The 17,136-nt window shown below is 63.4% G+C and carries 17 protein-coding genes; 7 read left to right on the plus strand and 10 right to left on the minus strand.

Annotation, left to right across the window (positions count from 1 at the left end):
- Nucleotides 1–87: 87 nt before the first annotated feature.
- The 3 genes from ETW24_RS11420 to ETW24_RS11430 all read right to left on the minus strand — a co-directional run bounded on the left by ETW24_RS11420 (nt 88) and on the right by ETW24_RS11430 (nt 2,739).
- Nucleotides 88–639 (minus strand): CHAP domain-containing protein, encoded by a 552-nt coding sequence (locus ETW24_RS11420; RefSeq protein WP_129371172.1) that lies wholly within the window; start codon nt 637–639, stop codon nt 88–90.
- Between the two features lie 159 nt (nt 640–798).
- The gene (locus tag ETW24_RS11425) at nt 799–1,257 is read right to left on the minus strand and encodes a DNA polymerase III subunit chi (protein WP_129371173.1); all 459 of its coding nucleotides are present in this window, start codon (nt 1,255–1,257) and stop codon (nt 799–801) included.
- 6 nt (nt 1,258–1,263) lie between these two features.
- Nucleotides 1,264–2,739, minus strand: a complete 1,476-nt coding sequence (locus ETW24_RS11430; protein ID WP_129371174.1) for a leucyl aminopeptidase — start codon at nt 2,737–2,739, stop codon at nt 1,264–1,266.
- 196 nt (nt 2,740–2,935) lie between these two features.
- On the opposite strand from ETW24_RS11430, the gene lptF reads away from it, so the two are divergent.
- The 6 genes from lptF (at nt 2,936) to rsmA (ending at nt 10,457) form a co-directional block, all read left to right on the plus strand.
- On the plus strand, nt 2,936–4,054 hold the full coding sequence (gene lptF, locus ETW24_RS11435; protein WP_129372910.1) for an LPS export ABC transporter permease LptF: 1,119 nt from the start codon (nt 2,936–2,938) through the stop codon (nt 4,052–4,054).
- The gene (gene lptG / locus ETW24_RS11440) at nt 4,051–5,154 is read left to right on the plus strand and encodes an LPS export ABC transporter permease LptG (RefSeq protein ID WP_129371175.1); all 1,104 of its coding nucleotides are present in this window, start codon (nt 4,051–4,053) and stop codon (nt 5,152–5,154) included. Before lptF ends, lptG begins: the two co-directional genes overlap by 4 nt.
- Nucleotides 5,138–7,318: an LPS-assembly protein LptD gene (locus ETW24_RS11445; RefSeq protein WP_205877243.1), complete on the plus strand. Its 2,181-nt coding sequence runs from the start codon at nt 5,138–5,140 to the stop codon at nt 7,316–7,318. Before lptG ends, ETW24_RS11445 begins: the two co-directional genes overlap by 17 nt.
- Complete coding sequence (locus tag ETW24_RS11450; protein WP_129371176.1) at nt 7,303–8,562, plus strand: peptidylprolyl isomerase; 1,260 nt, start codon at nt 7,303–7,305, stop codon at nt 8,560–8,562. The genes ETW24_RS11445 and ETW24_RS11450 overlap by 16 nt, the downstream gene beginning before the upstream one ends.
- A complete protein-coding gene (pdxA, locus tag ETW24_RS11455) occupies nt 8,559–9,530 on the plus strand; it encodes a 4-hydroxythreonine-4-phosphate dehydrogenase PdxA (protein ID WP_129371177.1) in 972 nt (323 codons plus the stop codon). Before ETW24_RS11450 ends, pdxA begins: the two co-directional genes overlap by 4 nt.
- Before the next feature lie 84 nt (nt 9,531–9,614).
- The gene (gene rsmA / locus ETW24_RS11460; RefSeq protein ID WP_129371178.1) at nt 9,615–10,457 is read left to right on the plus strand and encodes a 16S rRNA (adenine(1518)-N(6)/adenine(1519)-N(6))-dimethyltransferase RsmA; all 843 of its coding nucleotides are present in this window, start codon (nt 9,615–9,617) and stop codon (nt 10,455–10,457) included.
- Between the two features lie 68 nt (nt 10,458–10,525).
- Here rsmA and ETW24_RS11465 read toward each other — a convergent pair whose 3' ends face one another.
- The 3 genes from ETW24_RS11465 to prfA all read right to left on the minus strand — a co-directional run bounded on the left by ETW24_RS11465 (nt 10,526) and on the right by prfA (nt 13,335).
- Nucleotides 10,526–11,212 (minus strand): DUF4167 domain-containing protein, encoded by a 687-nt coding sequence (locus ETW24_RS11465; protein ID WP_129371179.1) that lies wholly within the window; start codon nt 11,210–11,212, stop codon nt 10,526–10,528.
- A gap of 213 nt (nt 11,213–11,425) precedes the next feature.
- Nucleotides 11,426–12,277 (minus strand): peptide chain release factor N(5)-glutamine methyltransferase, encoded by an 852-nt coding sequence (gene prmC / locus ETW24_RS11470; protein WP_205877245.1) that lies wholly within the window; start codon nt 12,275–12,277, stop codon nt 11,426–11,428.
- A 2-nt stretch (nt 12,278–12,279) separates the two neighbouring features.
- Complete coding sequence (gene prfA, locus ETW24_RS11475; RefSeq protein WP_129371181.1) at nt 12,280–13,335, minus strand: peptide chain release factor 1; 1,056 nt, start codon at nt 13,333–13,335, stop codon at nt 12,280–12,282.
- Nucleotides 13,336–13,395: 60 nt separating this feature from the next.
- Between prfA and ETW24_RS11480 the strand changes: the two genes are divergently transcribed.
- A complete protein-coding gene (locus tag ETW24_RS11480; RefSeq protein ID WP_129371182.1) occupies nt 13,396–13,695 on the plus strand; it encodes a hypothetical protein in 300 nt (99 codons plus the stop codon).
- Between the two features lie 234 nt (nt 13,696–13,929).
- Here ETW24_RS11480 and ETW24_RS11485 read toward each other — a convergent pair whose 3' ends face one another.
- From ETW24_RS11485 to speB (ETW24_RS11500), 4 genes are all read right to left on the minus strand, one after another.
- On the minus strand, nt 13,930–14,331 hold the full coding sequence (locus ETW24_RS11485) for a hypothetical protein (protein WP_129371183.1): 402 nt from the start codon (nt 14,329–14,331) through the stop codon (nt 13,930–13,932).
- Nucleotides 14,332–14,666: 335 nt separating this feature from the next.
- Complete coding sequence (locus tag ETW24_RS11490) at nt 14,667–15,107, minus strand: DUF1499 domain-containing protein (protein ID WP_129371184.1); 441 nt, start codon at nt 15,105–15,107, stop codon at nt 14,667–14,669.
- 72 nt (nt 15,108–15,179) lie between these two features.
- Nucleotides 15,180–16,127 (minus strand): agmatinase, encoded by a 948-nt coding sequence (speB, locus tag ETW24_RS11495; RefSeq protein ID WP_129371185.1) that lies wholly within the window; start codon nt 16,125–16,127, stop codon nt 15,180–15,182.
- Nucleotides 16,120–17,088, minus strand: coding sequence for an agmatinase (speB, locus tag ETW24_RS11500; RefSeq protein ID WP_129371186.1), 969 nt, complete (start codon nt 17,086–17,088; stop codon nt 16,120–16,122). Before speB (ETW24_RS11500) ends, speB (ETW24_RS11495) begins: the two co-directional genes overlap by 8 nt.
- Nucleotides 17,089–17,136 lie beyond the last annotated feature (48 nt).

Genomic DNA, 17,136 nt, shown 5'->3' on the forward strand with positions numbered 1-17,136 from the left:
GGCCTCCGGCAGGGGTATTTCGAACCAGAAAGAAGCCAAGGCACCTTTCTTCCTTTGGCCAAGAGGGGCAGCGCCGCTGCGCTGCGATCACCCTTTGTCCGGAACCGGCAGAATGAAGCCGTTGATCGGATAGACCCGCCCGTAGGCCCCCGGATTGCTTTCCAAGCGAACGGCGGACCAGTCGTTTGCTGCAGACACGTCAATTACCGCCATGCCCAGCGACACCTTGTTGCGGCGCCAGTTGGCGTGATTGATCCGGATCCGGCGCGAATCCTCCACCTTGGAGACCACTGCCACATGGCCCAGCGGATTGGAGCGGGTCGCCCGGAACGCCATCACCGCGCCGGTTTGCGGCTGCTGGCCGCGGCTGAACTGTCCTTTGGCCTGTGCCCACCAGGTTTTGGCATTGCCGAAAATCTCAATCCCGCTGGCATTGCGGGCAAAGGGCACGCACCAGACACGGCTCCCTCTGGATTGCAAAGACTGGACTTCCTGAACCGCGTATTCCAGACGCGCGGCCTCAGCCTCGGCCCGGGCCACCGATCCGCCTTGAATATCACCGCAATTGGCAAGGAACAGCAGCCCAGCCCCAACAATCGGCAGCAGCCGCGCCCGACGGAACGCATGTGATACTTTCATCTGTCCCCCAGTGTCCTGGTCTTTTGTTCTGATCTTTTGACCCGGAGGATTACTGCGGCAGCGCCTTTTGCGCGAGCATTTCCTGCCAAGCTGAAACAAATCTGAAGGATATTGGCAAAATCCCGCCGATACCGCGGGTTAACAGGCCGGTTTCCCGGCCTATTTCTCGGCCTTCTTCTCCCAACGCCCGCCCTCTTCGGACCAGTATTGGGCGGAACAGCCAGCATCTGTCAGTGACTTCCACTGGCTGCGGGCGTGCTGCACAGCTTGCGGATCTGTGCCGTCGAACAGAATACAGACACGGCTCAGCGCCTGCACCTCATCGGCGCTGACTGCGGCGCCCTCCACCGCCATCACACAGTCCGGGGTATTGGCGGCCTCAGGCCCGGCGGTAAGCAGAACCGGCTGCAGCGCGTCGTGGGGGCCGCCCGCCAGGCCATGGGGCAGAAAGCTGTCCTCTGCCCCCAGCCACAGACGGTCATCCAGCCAGGCCATGCGCTCGGGGTCGCGCCCGCGCACCGCAATGCGCCAGCCCGCCCCGCGCGCCTTGTCCAGAAGGACCGGCAAGGTCTCCTCCAGCGGCCTGCGCGTCAGATGATAGAAATAGGCAGCCCCCATGAACGCTTATTCCGCCTCGAACTTATCCGCGACCAGACGGTTCAGCGCCATCACGCCCCAACCGGTGGCGCCTTTGGGCGCATAGTCCGTGTCCGCCTTGACCGAGGCCACACCGGCAATGTCCAGATGGATCCAGGGCATATCGTCCTTGATGAACCGCTGCAGGAACTGCGCTGCGGTGATGGAGCCCGCCGGGCGTCCGCCGATGTTTTTCATATCGGCAATCCGCGATTTCAGTTGTTCGTCATAGGCCTTGCCCAACGGCATCCGCCAGGCGCCTTCATCCTCGGAGCGCGCGGCCTTCAGGAAGGCATTGCACAGATCGTCATCGTTGGAGAATACGCCGGCATTTTCATGCCCGAGGCCAATAATGATCGCGCCGGTCAGGGTCGCCAGATCGATAACACCCGCAGGTTTGAACCGCTCCTGCGCGTACCACAGCACATCACACAGAACCAGACGGCCCTCGGCGTCGGTGTTGATGATCTCAACCGTGTCGCCCTTCATCGACTTCACCACATCGCCCGGACGGGTGGCATTGCCCGAGGGCATGTTTTCCACAAGGCCGACCAGCCCGACCACATTGGCCTGGGCTTTGCGCAGCGCCAAGGCCTTCATCGTGCCGGCTACAACGCCCGCGCCGCCCATGTCCATGGTCATGTCTTCCATGCCGCCCGCAGGCTTCAGCGAGATGCCGCCGGTATCAAACACCACGCCCTTGCCGACCAGCGCCAGCGGGGCTGCGTCCTTGGCGCCGCCTTTCCAGTGCATCACCGCCACTTTGGAGGGGCTGTCAGAACCTTGGCCAACACACAACAGCGTGCGCATGCCCAGCTTTTCCAGGTCCGCCTCTTCCAGGACCTCAACCTCAAGGCCGATCTCACTCATTTCTTCGATGCGGCGGGCGAATTCGGTGGTGGTCAGCACATTGGCAGGCTCATTGACCAGATCCCGGGTCATGTGAACGCCTTCGGCCACCGCCAGCAACGGTGCGCAGGCGGTCTCCAGATCGGACGGCATCTTGGAAGCGATCACCACCTCGCCTTCAGGCTTGTCTTCGGCGGGGGTCTTATGGTCATCAAAGCCATAGTCGCGCAGCGCCAGCCCCATGGTGAGGTCAGCAGCCTTGTTCATGCTGCCGGCCATCACCGTCAGCCGCTTGCCCGCTGCCGCCTTGGCCAGTTTTGCACCCGCTTGGCGTGCCTCTACCGGAGTCAGCTTGCGCGGCAGAACCAGCACATCCAGTGCCTCGGCCTGCATGCCTGCGGGCCAGCGGAGCGACACCACATCCCCCGCCTTGGCCTTCTTGAAGCCATCCGATTCGATCAGCCGGGCAATTGCGCCCTTGCTCAGCCGGTTGGCGGTGCGCGCGGCCTGATCCATGCTGCCCTCGGGCGTGACCATCACCGCCACACGGCCGGTCATTTCCGGCAGCGCCTTGGGGTCGTATTCGGCAAATCGGATCGGGGTAAGGCTGCTCATTCTCGCGCGCTCCTGCTGGTTTCATATGGTTCTTGGCATAAGAGGTATCCTGCGCAGGGGCGCTTGGCCAGACCCGGCTTTGCGCCCGCTGCGGCCGCGATCTGCCGCCGAATGAGGCGCCTTGCGAGAATGCAGTTTTCCCCGCCCGGCAAATCCACTAATGTCGCGCAAAATCACAATGGTCTGGGGGGATCGGGTGTCACGCTACGACAGATACGTGCTGTCACAATATCTGCTCTTCTTCGGCTTTTTTGCGCTGATTCTGGTGGCCGTGTTCTGGGTCAACCGGGCTGTCGTGCTGTTTGACCGGCTGATCGGCAACGGGCAGTCTGCTTTGGTATTCCTTGAGTTCACCGCGCTCACCCTGCCGAACCTCATCCGCATGGTGCTGCCGATTGCCGCCTTTGGCGCCTCGGTTTGGGTCACCAACCGGCTGAACAGCGAAAGCGAGCTGACAGTGCTGCGCGCCACCGGCACCAGCCCCTGGCAGATGGCGCGGCCGGCCCTCGCATTCGGCGTCATCACGGCACTGATGATGTCGGCGCTGACCCACTATCTGCTGCCGGCGTCGATCAGCCAGTTGGAAGTCCGTGAAAGCGAAGTCTCCCGCAACATCACCGCCAAGCTGCTGAGCGAGGGCGATTTCCTGCACCCGGCAGACGGTGTTACCTTCTATATCCGCCAGATCGACCCGGACGGCACCCTGCACGACGTCTTCCTGTCTGACCGCCGCGACCCGGCGACCACGGTGACCTATACCGGCGCCCGCGCCTTTCTGGTACGCGACGAAGGCAGCGCGCATCTGATCATGGTAGAAGGCATGGCGCAGCGGCTGGACAATCAGACGCAACGGCTTTCGACCACGTTCTTCTCGGATTTTTCGTATGATATCAGCGCACTGGCCCGGAAGTCTGAAAACCAGTCGCGCAACATCCGTGCGATCCCAAGCCTGGAGCTGATGACAAGCACCCAGGCCATCACCCGCAGCGATGGCTACTCCGCAGGCGCCCAGGCCGAGGAACTGCACCTGCGCTTTGCCCGTGCCCTGGTCTGTGTGGCCGTCGCCCTGATCGGGTTTTCCGCGCTGATGCTAGGAACATTCTCGCGGTTCGGCGTGTGGCGGCAAGCTTTCCTCGCCTTTGTTGTACTGATCTTTGTCGAGGGCTTGCGCGGAGTTGTCTCGGAGCCGGTTTTGCAAAACCCCAGCCTGTGGCCGCTGATTTACCTGCCGACCTTGCTGGGGCTTTTGGTGGCGCTGATCTTCCTGATTTTGTCAGTCCGGCCCAAACGGACCCGGGCGGAGGCGCCCGCATGAAGCTTGATCTCTATTATGCGCGCCGCTTTCTGCAGTGGTTCCTGGTGATTGTTGCGGTGCTGATGACACTGGTGGTGCTGATCGACCTGAACGAACAGGTCCGCCGGTTTGAGGCGATCGACCTCAGCCTGCCGCAATTGCTTGGCCTGACCCTGCTGAACGTTCCGGCCGCCCTCAGCGAGTTCCTGCCGCTGATCATGATCCTGTCGACCATCGTGCTGTTTGTCGGCCTTGCCCGCAGCAGCGAGCTGGTGGTGACCCGCGCCATCGGCCGGTCCGGCATCCGCGCGCTGGCGGCACCGGTGCTGGTGGCCGCGGCAATCGGCGCCTTGGCGGTCACCATGCTCAACCCGATCGCCTCGGCCACCGCCAACCGCTATCAGGACCTGGCCGAGACCTATCACAACGGCGGGCCGTCGGCGCTGTCGCTGTCCGGCGAAGGCCTGTGGCTGCGCCAGGGCGGCGCCAGGGGCCAGTCGGTCATCCACGCCAAAGGCTACAGCGGCGACGCGGCGGATATCACTTTGCTTGACGTGTCGATCCACGCCTATACCAGTGCCGGCGGCCTGGTCCGCCGCATCATTGCCGACAGCGCCCGGCTGGAGGGCAGCAACTGGATCCTGTCCAATGCCAAAACCTGGCCGCTGGCAGCCGGCATCAACCCCGATTCCAACGCCGCCCGGCATGACGAGCTGCATTTGCCCACAACACTGACCACCGACCGGATCCGCGATACCCTGGGCACGGCCAGCGGCATCTCGATCTACGATCTGCCCTCCACAATCCGCGAATTGTCTGCCGCAGGTTTTACCACCAAACGCTACGAGGTCCGCTATCAGGCGGAACTGGCCCGCCCCCTGTTTCTTATCGCCATGGTTCTGGTCGGTGCCTCCTTCACCATGCGGCACGCGCGCTTTGGCGGCACCGGCCTGGCGGTGCTGATGGCGGTCCTTTTGGGATTCGGGCTTTATTTCATCCGCAATTTCGCGCAAATCCTTGGCGAGAACGGGCAAATCCCTGTGGCCCTGGCCGCTTGGGCGCCGCCCGCCGCCGCGATACTTTTGACCTTGGGACTGCTTCTCCATGCCGAAGACGGGTAAATTGCGCCGCGCACTGCTTCTTTCGGCTGTGCTGCCCTGGCTCGCCCTGACAGCCCCGGCGCCGCAGGCGCAGACCGCGGCGCTGCCTGATCCGGCGCAGCCCGCGATGCTGGTTGCAGATCAGGTCTTCATCACCCCTGACCGCACCCTGGTGGCCGAAGGCAATGTCGAGGCGTTTCAAGGCGATATCCGGCTGCGCGCGCAAAAGATAACGTTTGATCAGACCACCGGCACCCTGCAGATCGAAGGCCCGATCCGCATCGACCAGCAAGGCGATATCACCATACTGGCCACCGCTGGCGAGCTGGACCGAGACCTGCGCAACGGATTGCTGACCGGCGCCCGCATGGTGTTCCAGCAGCAGCTGCAGCTGGCCTCGCTTCAAATGACCCGGGTCAGCGGCCGCTACACACAGCTGTACAAGACCGCCGTCACCTCCTGCCACGTCTGCGAGGATGGACGCCCGCCGCTCTGGCAGATCCGGGCTGAGCGGGTGACCCACGACCAGCAGGCACGCCAGCTCTATTTCGAAAGCGCCCAGCTGCGGGTGCTGGACGTGCCGGTGTTCTATTTTCCGGCGATCCGCCTGCCTGATCCTTCACTGGAGCGGGCCAGCGGATTTCTGGTGCCTTCGATACGCTCCACGTCGAATCTCGGCACCGGGGTCAAGGCGCCCTATTTCTTCACGCTTGGCCCGCACCGCGACCTGACGCTGGCGCCCTATATCTCGTCCAGCACCCAGACGCTGGACGTCCGCTACCGCCAGGCCTTCCGCCGCGGCAGGATCGAATTCAACGGGGCCTACACCCGCGACGATCTGTTTTCCGGCGAAGACCGCGGCTACATCTTTGGCGAAGGCCAGTTCGATCTGCCGCGGGACTTCCGCTTCACCTTTGATGTCAAAGCGGTCTCGGACGACGCCTATCTCGAGGACTACGGCCTGCCGGAACTGGACCGTTTGCGGTCGGAGGCGGTGCTGTCCCGCGCCAAACGCGACAGCCTGTTCCGCGCCTCCCTGACCCATTACAAAACCCTGCGTACCAGCGAAGAGCAGGCAAACATTCCTTCTGGAATCGCGGAAGCCTTCTATCAGACCCGCCATCATCCCGCCCTCACCGGCGGCGAGCTGCGGCTGACCCTGCAGGGCCATGGCCACCGCCGCAGCTCCAGCATCGACGGCACCGCCACTGACAGCAACGGGCGTGACCTTGCGCGGCTCACTGCCGACATCGACTGGCGCCGCAGCTGGCGCCTGGGCTATGGCATCCTGGCGGAATGGGAGCTCGGCGCCGCAGCAGACGCCTTCCGCGCTTATGACGACAGTTTCTTCAACGAAGAGGTCACCCGCCTGACGCCGCGCACCGCGCTGACCCTGCGTCTGCCGATGAGCCGCCGCGAGGCTGGCGGCGCCACCCAGTACCTGGAGCCGATCCTGCAGCTGGGCTGGCGCGACGAGGGCGGCGGCAGCGTGGTCACCGAGGAAAGTCGCTTTGTAGAGTTTGACCAGGGCAATCTGTTGTCACTGTCGCGGTTTCCCTCCACCGACGCCCGCGAGGACGGCCTGACACTGGTCTACGGCGCCAACTGGGCGCGTTATGCGCCCACTGGCTGGCAGGCCTATGCCACCGTCGGCCAGGTGCTGCGCAGCGACGGCGATGACCGGTTCACCAAAAGCTCCGGCCTCAGCGGCACCTCCTCGGATTTCCTGCTGGCAGGCCAAATCAAATTCGGCGACGGGCTGGCCCTCTCCACCCGCGGCTTGCTGAACGGTTCACTGAACTTCTCCAAGGCAGAACTGCGCGGCGACTGGCGCACCAGCCGCTCCAGCCTTTCCGGCACCTATCTGTGGCTCGGCACCGACCCCGATGAAGACCGGGCCGAGGAAAGTTCGGAGCTGTGGGTCGACGGCAGCTATGATTTCACCCCCAGCTGGTCCGCCAGTGCCCGGCTGCGCTATGATATTTCCGACGCCCGCGCCACCCGTGCAGGTCTCGGCGTGGCCTACAGCAACGAATGCGTGACGGTCGACCTTTCAGTCAACCGCCGCTATACCTCAACAACAAGTGTTGAGCCGACAACCGATTTCGGCTTTACCATCTCGCTCAGCGGATTTTCCGTAAAGAGCGGCAGCAAACAGTACAGGCGGTCATGCAGCAAGACGTGAATACCCGGTTCCCGGCTCCTTTCCTTTCCCGTGCTCTCAAAACCGCAGCCGCGCTGGCGCTGGCCGCGGGGCTGTCCTGGACCGGCCTGCCGGCAGGAGCACAAAACCTCTTTGCCCCGGCCATCACCGTGAATGACGAGGTCATCACCCGGTATGAGCTGGAACAGCGCGCCCGCTTCCAATCGGCGCTGCGGGTGCCCGGCGATCCTCTGGCCACCGCCCGCGAAGAGCTGATCAACGACCGGCTCAAACTCGCTGAACTGGAGCAGGCCGGGATCGAACTGGCCGAAGAAGATATCACCGCCGGCATGGAAGAGCTGGCCGCACGCGCCAACCTGTCGCTGAACGAATTTCTCACCGCCTTGCAGCAAAGCGGCGTGGAGCCGCAAACCCTGCGCGATTTCACCAAGGTCGGGCTGGGCTGGCGGGAATACACCCGCGCCCGCTTCCTGTCCCGCGCCCGCCCCACTCCGGAGGAGATTGACCGCGCCATGGGCTCGGCCGGCACCGGCAGCGTCCAGGTTCTGCTCAGCGAATTCATCGTTCCGATCAACGAACAGAACGCAGCGCAGGTCGAAGAGCTGATCGAACAGGTCGCCCGGCTGAAAGGCTACGACAGCTTCTCAGCTGCCGCTGCCCAGTATTCTGCTGCCGCCAGCCGCAACGAGGGCGGACGCCTGCCCTGGATGCCGCTGACCCAGCTGCCGCCGCAGCTGCAAGAAGTTGCGCTGGCGCTGAAACCCGGCGAGATTTCCGAACCGCTGCCGCTGCAAAGCGCTGTAGCCCTGTTCCAGATGCGCGGCGTGCGCGAGGTTGAGGGCGCAGCACCGCGCTTCACCGCGATCGAATACGCTGCCTATCATGTGCCCGGCGGCCGCACGCCCGAAGGGCTTGCCGCGGCGCAAAAGGTGGTGGACAGCGTCGACACCTGCGAAGATTTCTATGGGCTGGCCCAGGGTCAGGACCCCTCGGTGCTGGATGTGCAAAGCCTGCAGCCGTCAGAAATCCCCCGCGATATCGCGCTGGAACTGGCCAAACTGGACCCGGGTGAGACCTCCACTACGCTGACCCGCAACAACGGCCAGACACTGATGGTGCTGATGCTCTGCGGCCGCACTGCCGACCTGGGCGAGGACAGCTCGCGCGAGACCGTGGCCAATGCGCTGACGGCACAGCGGATGGCCTCTCTGGCCGGCAGCTACCTTGAACAGCTGCGCGCCGACGCCCGGATCAACATCAAATGAGCTTATCCGGGCCGATTGCCCTTAGCTGCGGCGAACCCGCAGGCATCGGCCCGGAAATTGCCGTCAAGGCTTGGGACGCACTGCGCAGCTCTTGCCCGTTCTTCTGGATCGGCGACCCGCGCCACCTGCCTGCGGGCACCCCGGTCAAGGAAATCACCGCCCCGGCCGAAGCCGCCACAACAAGTACAGACAGCTTCCCGGTACTGCCTCTCGCCTTCGGCGGCAGCGCAGCCAAGGGCGCTGCCGACCCGGCCAACGCCGCTGGCGTCATCCGGTCCATTGAGACCGCAGTCCAATTGGTCCAGACCGGCAAAGCCGCCGCAGTCTGCACCGCCCCGATCCACAAAAAGGCGCTGATTGACGGCGCCGGCTTTGCCTATCCCGGCCATACTGAATTTCTGGCGTCCCTCGCCGGCCGCAATCGCGTGGTAATGATGCTGGCCAGCGAGCAGCTGCGGGTTGTGCCCGCCACAATCCACATCGCTTTGTCCGAAGTCCCTAAGGCCTTGACCCAGGAGCTGCTGCGCGAAACCCTTGAGATCACCGCTGCCGGCCTTAGCGGTCAGTTCGGCATCGCAGCGCCCCGCATTGCGGTCGCCGGGCTCAACCCGCATGCAGGCGAAGGCGGCGCCATGGGCCATGAGGAATTGGATTGGATCAACGCCCTGATCCGTCAGATGCAGTCGGAAGGCCTGAATGTCACCGGCCCGCACCCGGCGGACACACTGTTCCATGCGGCCGCCCGCACCCGCTATGACGCGGCGGTCTGCATGTATCACGACCAGGCGCTGATCCCCATCAAGACGCTGGATTTCGACCGCGGCGTCAATGTAACCTTGGGCCTGCCCTTCATCCGCACCTCGCCCGATCACGGCACCGCCTTTGACATCGCAGGCACCGGCCAAGCCAACCCAACCAGCCTGATCGAAGCCCTGAAGCTGGCGCAGCGGATGGCTGCCAGCCCTTGATTCTTCCTCGGACGGCAAATATCCCCGCCGGAGGCATGAAATCTCTGGCGCGCCGCCCGCGCCATGTCCCAAGGTACAGATGATATGAGCGCTATCGATAGCCTTCCTCCCCTGCGTGACGTGATCGCAACGCATCAATTGTCGGCGCGCAAATCACTGGGCCAGAATTTCCTGCTGGACCTGAATCTCACCGCCAAGATCGCCCGCCAAGCCGGTGATCTGACGGGCTGTGATGTGCTGGAAATCGGCCCCGGCCCTGGCGGGTTGACACGCGGCTTGCTGGCCGAAGGCGCCCGGCGGGTGCTGGCAGTAGAGAAAGACAGCCGCTGCCTGCCCGCATTGCAGGAAATCGCAGATGCCTATCCGGGCCGGTTTGACGTCATCAACGGCGACGCGCTGGAGATAGACCCGCTGGCGCATTTGACCCCGCCGATCCGCATCGCCGCCAACCTGCCCTATAACGTCGGCACCGAACTGCTGGTGCGCTGGCTCACTCCCAAGGAGTGGCCGCCGTTCTGGCAGAGCCTCACCCTGATGTTCCAGCGCGAGGTGGCCGAGCGTATCGTGGCCCTGCCCGGCTCCAAGGCCTATGGCCGGCTGGCAATCCTGGCGCAATGGCGGGCCGATGCACGCATTGTGCTGTCGTTGCCGCCCGGCGCCTTCACCCCGCCGCCCAAAGTCTCCAGCGCAGTGGTGCATCTGGATGCCCTGCCCGAGCCGCGCTTCCCGGCTGATGCAGCCATCCTGTCGCGTGTCGTGGCCACGGCCTTCAACCAGCGCCGCAAAATGCTGCGCTCCTCGCTCAAAGGCGTCTCACCGGTGATCGAGGACCACCTCAACGCTGCCGGCATCCCGCCCACCGAACGCGCTGAACAGGTGAGTCTTGAGGCCTTCTGCGCGCTTGCCCGCGAACTGGCCAAAGCCTGAACAGAAACGGAAAAGACCCCCGGGCAGTCAGCGCCGGGGGTCTTTTTGATTGCCGGAGCTGGCGCTGATTACTCAGCCGCCTCTGCCGGGCCTTCTTCGGCCTTCGGCTTGGGCTTGGCGCGCGGACGGGCCGGTTTCTTCGGCGCCGGTGCCTCGCCGCCTTCACTTGCTGCAGGCGCATCGGCAGCCTTGGCCGCGGGTTTGCGCGGGCGGGGCTTGCGGGCCGGAGCCTTTTTGGCGGGTGCTTCAGCCGGCGCTTCAGCAGATGCTGCCGACTGGCTTTCCGGTGTTTCCACCAGGCCGCTGTCGCCGCCGTTGCCATTGTCGCCGCGCGGGTCGATCACCTCGGGCTGCGGGGCCGCTGCCGGATCAGCTGCGGGGGATGCCGCTGCGGCAGCCGCAGCTTCCCGCTCCTGGCGTTCCAGCCGCTCGGTGCGTTCGCGGTCGCGCTCGGCCTGGCGTTCGCGGTTCTGCCGCTCCTGCTCATCGCGGCGCGCATCGATTTCGCGCTGTGCTTCATTGAGCAGCCGCAGATAATGCTCTGCATGCTGCTGGAAATTCTCTGCCGCAACCCGGTCATTGCTCAGCTGCGCGTCCCGCGCCAGCTGATTGTATTTGTCAATGATCTGCTGCGGGGTTCCGCGCACCTTGCCTTCGGGACCGGAGCTGTCGAACACCCGGTTGACAACATTGACGCCATTCGGGCGATTCCGGTTGTTCGACTTGGAACGTGAACGTGATTTTGACGATCTCATATGCCTAGCGTAAGCCTTGAGTTAATGCGCCGTAGACCCTGTTCTACGCGTCTTAGCGCCGGATCATTAGCTTTTTTGGGCTTGATGCCGCGGGAAGGCTTGGAAAGCGTTCTCCTGAAGCGGCTCCTCTTGAGTAACCATGTTACGAAGCCCCAGACAAGGGGCACAACAGTGTTTTCTTTGATTTTTCTTCCGAAATTGTGAATCTTCGCGTTAAAAGCGGTGTTTTGCGCCGGAATGCGCCCGTACCACCCGGTCCCGGCCGTCCAAGTCCGGCAGCACAGCAATGCCGCTTAACCCTGCCATTTCCAGCAGCGCGCCGACCGCCTGCGCCTGCGTCGGGCCGATTTCCAACAGCACCCGCCCGCCCGGCGCCAGATGCGCCGCAGCCTGCGCAGCTATCCGCCGGTAGGCGCCCAGCCCGTCGCCGCCATCTGTCAGTGCAATGCCCGGCTCATGCCCGCGCACCTCTGCGGACAGCCCGTCCATCTCGTCCAGCGCAATATAGGGCGGGTTGGATACGATCAGATCAAACGTCCCCTCGACACTCTCAAACCAGTCCGACTGCTGAATATCCGCCCGCGCTTCAACCCGGTGCAAAACGGCATTGGCGCTGGCCTGCAGGCAGGCCGCCTCGCTGATGTCCACCCCCAGGCCTGTGGCCTCCTGCCGCTCAGCCAGCAGCGTCACCAGAATACAGCCCGAGCCAACGCCTAAGTCCAGCACCCGCGCGTATGGTTCCGCCAGTGCGGCCTCTATCAGGATCTCTGTTTCGGGGCGCGGATCCAGAACATCGCGCGACACTTTGAAACGGCGGCCATAGAATTCCCGCTCGCCGATCAGATGCGAGACCGGCACCCGCACCGCCCTAAGCGAAATCAGCTGCTCATACCGTTCTGCCACTTCCTGCGCCAGCTCCTCGGGCGCGATCAGCGTCACCCGGCTGGCTTCGATCCGCGCCGCATGGGCCAGCAGCACCCGCGCATCCCGCGCCGGGTCATGAACCCCGGCCGCGCGCAGCCGGGACGCCGCTGCTGCCATCGCCTGTGCCGCGGTTTCTGCCATGCTCACTGCCCCATCTCGGCCAGAAGCCGCGCCTGATTGTCTGCAGTCAGCGCATCGACAATCTCATCCAGATCGCCTCCCATCACCTGATCCAGCTTGTAAAGCGTCAGGTTGATGCGGTGATCGGTCATCCGCCCTTGCGGAAAATTATAGGTGCGGATGCGTTCCGACCGGTCGCCCGAGCCCACCTGACTTGCCCGGTCCGCAGACCGCTCATTGTCGATCCGCTGCCGTTCCAGATCATAGAGCCGGGTTTTCAGCACCTGCATGGCAATTTCGCGGTTTCGGTGCTGGGATTTCTCTGACGACGTCACGATCAGCCCGGTCGGCAGGTGGGTGATACGGACAGCCGAGTCGGTGGTGTTCACATGCTGCCCGCCCGCACCCGAGGCCCGCATGGTATCAATACGGATGTCGTTGGCATCAATATGAATGTCCACATCCTCGGCCTCCGGCAGCACCGCCACGGTGGCCGCCGAGGTATGTATGCGCCCTCCGCTTTCTGTGGTTGGCACCCGCTGCACCCGGTGGACGCCGGATTCATATTTCAGCCGGGCAAAGACATTCTCGCCCTTGATATGCGCCACCACTTCCTTGATGCCGCCCAGCTCGGTCGCCTGTTCCTCGATGATCTCGACTTTCCAGCCCTGCGCCTCGGCATAGCGCTGGTACATCCGCAGCAGATCGCCCGCAAACAGCGCCGCCTCGTCACCGCCGGTGCCGGGCCGGATTTCCAGCATCGCAGGGCGGCCATCGGCGGCGTCCTTGGGCAGCAAGGCCAGCTGCAGCGCCTGCTCAGCTTCGGGGATCGCCGCCTTCAGCGCCGGGATCTCTTCCTCGGCCAGATCCTTCATGTCCGGATCACCCAGCATCAGCTCGGCTTCCTCCAGATCGCTCAGCAGCTTGCGGTAGGCCGTCACCTGCTCCGCCACCGGGCGCAGGCCGGAATATTCCTTGGCCAGCGCCGCAATGTCCCCGCCCCCGGCACCATCCGCCATTGCGGCTTCAAGATACTGAAACCGCTGCAGGATCTGTTCCAGCCGCTCTTCGGGGACCATGGGCGCGCCTATTCTTGTTCATGTTTTGGCCAAATCTTGCCTCTGTGATATGCTAGAGCCATGAAACATGCCAGTGCCCTTGTCGTTTCCATTCTAATGGCTGCCTCCGGCAGTGCCTGGGCTGATGTGACCGGGCCGGGCGGCAAAACCATCGACTGCTACTGCACCGACAAGTCCGGCAGCCGCGTCGAGCTGGGCGAGCTGCGCTGCCTGCAGGTCGACGGGCGCATGTTCATGGCGCAATGCCAAATGTCGCTGAACGTGCCGATGTGGCGCGAGGTCCAAAGCAGCTGCCTGTCGGCGTCGCTGGGGGCAAACTCCGGTTCTTCGGACGCGCCATCAGACCTGCCGCGGCTCTGAGCCGCCCCGCCGGCTGTTCCGCTGCCCCTGCAACGTGAATACAGATGTCCGGCAAAGACGTCTTCATTGAGCTGGGCAGCCCGGGCATTCGCTAACCTTCACCCGGTCTGCAGCCACGCTTGATCAAGTAGTTACGCGACAGCTCATCTTTGTTGAGTTCACGGCAGAGCGTCTTATGACCGCCCCCCACGCTCAGCCCCTGCCGCGTTGAACGCGGAAGGGATGCCTGCGCCATCAATCCACAAACGGGGTGGAGCCGTCCCAAGCCGAACTGCTCGCCACTGGCGCCACTGCCGCCGCCGGGGCGGGCTGCGCGGTGACGATGTAGTCTTGCCCCACGCCTGCGACGGGGAAGCCATCGCCTCCGGATGCGCAAGAGCCGGAGAAAATCTTGTAGTCCGGTGCAGTTGGCAACACCCTCACATTGATGTCCGCAACAGATCCATTACCGCATATCTGGCCAGAGACCTGTGTTCTGATCTCTTGCGCCGTCCAACTGGCACCGGCACTGCCGCTGAAGCGGCCATTTCCATCCTTGTCGAATCGCAATTCATTGCTGGCAGGCGCGCCGCCGCAGGCCGCCAGCAGCGCACAACAGGCAAAGTACAGAACAGGTTTGGAAAAACTTAAGGCCACGAAATATTCTCCTTATTTTAATAAAACAGCGCTTTAGGTCAGAGCATGCGAATAACATCTGCTTTGGAAGATGCCACGAAGCACACCCAACAAACACCCTGCCGGGTCAAGGGTGGCGCAGCCACCGCGCGCCAGCGCGGCTTGCCCTTGACGCGGCAGAAACAAACACAATCGAAAGGGCGTCTTCAGGGGCAGTCCGGCCCCTGAAGCGCTTCTCAGCAAAAACCGTGGCTCATCGGCCATGGGCCGATGAGCCTGCGCCGCGCTTTGCGCGGCGCCCGGCCCAACTGTGAGGGGCTTTTCCCAAAAGCCCGCGAACAGGCGGGAGCCGCCGCTTACTCTCCGGCCGCAGCGGCCTGCGGCGCCGCTTCCATCTCGGCGAGCCAGCCGTTGATCCGCTCCTTGTTGGCGCCCAGATCCGACCGCCCGAACCGCAGCCGCGCATAGACCTTCAGCAGATCCCCGTCCTGCGCGGCGGTAGTATAATCCGGAAACCCCAGCACCTGGGTGCGGGTGATATAGGTCACCATTCCATCTGCCGGCCCGCCTGCCAGCACGCTGGTGCGCGGGGCGTGGCTGGCGATGCGATGGAACCGCTCCAGCCCGTCCGGGCCGCTGCGCACCACCCGGAACACGCCGCCTCGGAACTCCTTGTCTTCAGTGAACTCCGGCTGAGTGTTCCAATCCAGCGGATCGCTTGGCGCCAGCCGGACAAAGCCCAAGACAGCAATGCCTGCCGCCAATACCAGCCAAGCAAACAGCATCAGCCGCCTCATTGCGGTTTCAAGGTCAACCCTTGCCTCCTCCCTTTGCGGCCCTCCCCCGGCCTGACGTGCAGGCCGGACCGCTTATTTTGTCGTCACCCCCGGCAGCACGCACAGCAGCTCATAGAGCAGATTGGCACCCACCAAAGCCGTGTTGCCCGAGGGATCATACGGCGGCGACACCTCCACCAGGTCGCAGCCCACGATGTTCACCCCCTTCAGCGACCGGATCAGCTCCAGCGCCTGCGGCGTGGTCAGCCCGCCGATTTCCGGCGTGCCGGTTCCCGGTGCATAAGCCGGGTCCAGACTATCGATATCATAAGACACATAAACCGGCCTATTGCCGATATCGCGGCGAATTTCCGCACCCATCTGATGCAGCTGCCGCCCCCACAGCTCCGCCGCGGGAAAATGCTGAAAACCCCAGCTTTGCGCCTCGGTAAAATCGCTGGCGGCGTAACCTGTGCCGCGGATACCGATCTGATAAGTCTTGTCGGGGACAATCAGCCCTTCTTCAAAGGCGCGGCGGAACACGGTGCCATGGGTTTCGCGCTCACCGAACATCTCGTCGTTCACATCCGCATGGGCATCCACATGCACCAGCGCCACGGGGCCGTATTTCTTGGCAATCGCCCGCAGAATCGGCAGGGTGATCGAATGATCGCCGCCCATTGCCACCGGGATCACCCCGCCGGACAGGATCGCCTCATAGCTTTCCTGAATGATGCGCAGCGATTCCGGCAGCGAAAACGTGTTGATCGCCAGATCACCGATATCGCCAATGTTCAGACTGTCAAAGGGTGCTGCCCCCGTGGCCATGTTATAGGGCCGCAGCATCGCGCTTTCAGCACGGATCTGCTTGGGGCCGAAACGGGTGCCCGACCGCCAGGAGGTGCCAATGTCCATTGGAACCCCCAGAACGGCCACATCCAGGCCCTCCAGAGAGGTTGCCTGCGGCAGCCGCATAAAAGTGTTCGGCCCGGAGAACCGGGCCAGGTCATTGCCGCTGATCGGTTGATTGAAGTCAGTCATTGTCTCTCATGTTCCAGCCCAGTAGGCAGATGATTTCCGTCGCCACATGTGCCCCGGCAATAGCAGTTGCGCCAGTTGTGTCAAAGGGGGGAGAGACCTCCACCACGTCACCGCCCTTGATATTGATGCCGGCAATCTCCCGCAGAATGCGCGCCGCCTGCGCCGAGGTCAGCCCGCCCCAGACCGGCGTGCCGGTGCCGGGCGCATAAGCCGGGTCCAGGCAGTCGATGTCAAATGTCAGGTAAGCCGGCCGGTCGCCCAGGATCGCCTTGATCCGCTTCGCGGTCTTCACCGGGCCGATCTCATGCACTGTGGGGGCGTCAATGATGTTGACGCCCAGCGTATCGTCATTTGTGGTGCGGATCCCCACCTGAACGGATGTTGCAGGGTCAACGATCCCCAATTTCACCGCCTTATAGAACATGGTGCCGTGATCCACCCGGTCCATGTTGTCATCCGGCCAGGTGTCGGTATGGGCATCAAACTGCAGCAGCGAGATCGGCCCGTATTTCTCGGCATAGGCTTTCAGGATGGGAAAACTGATGTAGTGATCGCCGCCCAGCACAACCGATGCCGTGTCCTGTGCCAGAATGCCCCGGATATGCTCCGTCAGGGCGGTGGGAAATCCCGGCACATTGGCATGATCAAATGCCAGGTCGCCATAGTCGGCAATCGCCAGAGTGCTTAAGGGTTTATGCGGCCAGCCATAAGGTTCATCCGGGCTTTGCAACGTAGAGGCCTCGCGGATCGCCCGCGGCCCCAGCCGCGTGCCGGGCCGGTTGGTCACCGCCTGGTCAAACGGCACGCCGGTGACGGCAATATCCACGCCGGTCAGGTCCTTGGTGTATTTACGGCGCAAAAATGACACCGCCCCGCCAAAGGTGATCTCAAAACTCAAACCCTTCATGTCCTCGCGGGTGAAGGCGTGATCGATCATGTGTTTTGCGTCTTCCAGTGCCATGGCGATGCATCCCTGTCCTTCGGCTTCAGATTTTGATCAAATACCCGC

The organism is Leisingera sp. NJS204 (assembly GCF_004123675.1).
Taxonomy (GTDB): domain Bacteria; phylum Pseudomonadota; class Alphaproteobacteria; order Rhodobacterales; family Rhodobacteraceae; genus Leisingera.

Bases quoted from the DNA above. Each gene is read 5' to 3' on its own strand.
- ETW24_RS11420 (WP_129371172.1), bottom strand. From the start codon at position 639: ATGAAAGTATCACATGCGTTCCGTCGGGCGCGGCTGCTGCCGATTGTT.
- ETW24_RS11425 (WP_129371173.1), bottom strand. From the start codon at position 1,257: ATGGGGGCTGCCTATTTCTATCATCTGACGCGCAGGCCGCTGGAGGAG.
- ETW24_RS11430 (WP_129371174.1), bottom strand. From the start codon at position 2,739: ATGAGCAGCCTTACCCCGATCCGATTTGCCGAATACGACCCCAAGGCG.
- lptG (WP_129371175.1), top strand. From the start codon at position 4,051: ATGAAGCTTGATCTCTATTATGCGCGCCGCTTTCTGCAGTGGTTCCTG.
- ETW24_RS11445 (WP_205877243.1), top strand. From the start codon at position 5,138: ATGCCGAAGACGGGTAAATTGCGCCGCGCACTGCTTCTTTCGGCTGTG.
- ETW24_RS11450 (WP_129371176.1), top strand. From the start codon at position 7,303: ATGCAGCAAGACGTGAATACCCGGTTCCCGGCTCCTTTCCTTTCCCGT.
- pdxA (WP_129371177.1), top strand. From the start codon at position 8,559: ATGAGCTTATCCGGGCCGATTGCCCTTAGCTGCGGCGAACCCGCAGGC.
- rsmA (WP_129371178.1), top strand. From the start codon at position 9,615: ATGAGCGCTATCGATAGCCTTCCTCCCCTGCGTGACGTGATCGCAACG.
- ETW24_RS11465 (WP_129371179.1), bottom strand. From the start codon at position 11,212: ATGAGATCGTCAAAATCACGTTCACGTTCCAAGTCGAACAACCGGAAT.
- prmC (WP_205877245.1), bottom strand. From the start codon at position 12,277: ATGGCAGAAACCGCGGCACAGGCGATGGCAGCAGCGGCGTCCCGGCTG.
- prfA (WP_129371181.1), bottom strand. From the start codon at position 13,335: ATGGTCCCCGAAGAGCGGCTGGAACAGATCCTGCAGCGGTTTCAGTAT.
- ETW24_RS11480 (WP_129371182.1), top strand. From the start codon at position 13,396: ATGAAACATGCCAGTGCCCTTGTCGTTTCCATTCTAATGGCTGCCTCC.
- ETW24_RS11490 (WP_129371184.1), bottom strand. From the start codon at position 15,107: ATGAGGCGGCTGATGCTGTTTGCTTGGCTGGTATTGGCGGCAGGCATT.
- speB (WP_129371185.1), bottom strand. From the start codon at position 16,127: ATGACTGACTTCAATCAACCGATCAGCGGCAATGACCTGGCCCGGTTC.
- speB (WP_129371186.1), bottom strand. From the start codon at position 17,088: ATGGCACTGGAAGACGCAAAACACATGATCGATCACGCCTTCACCCGC.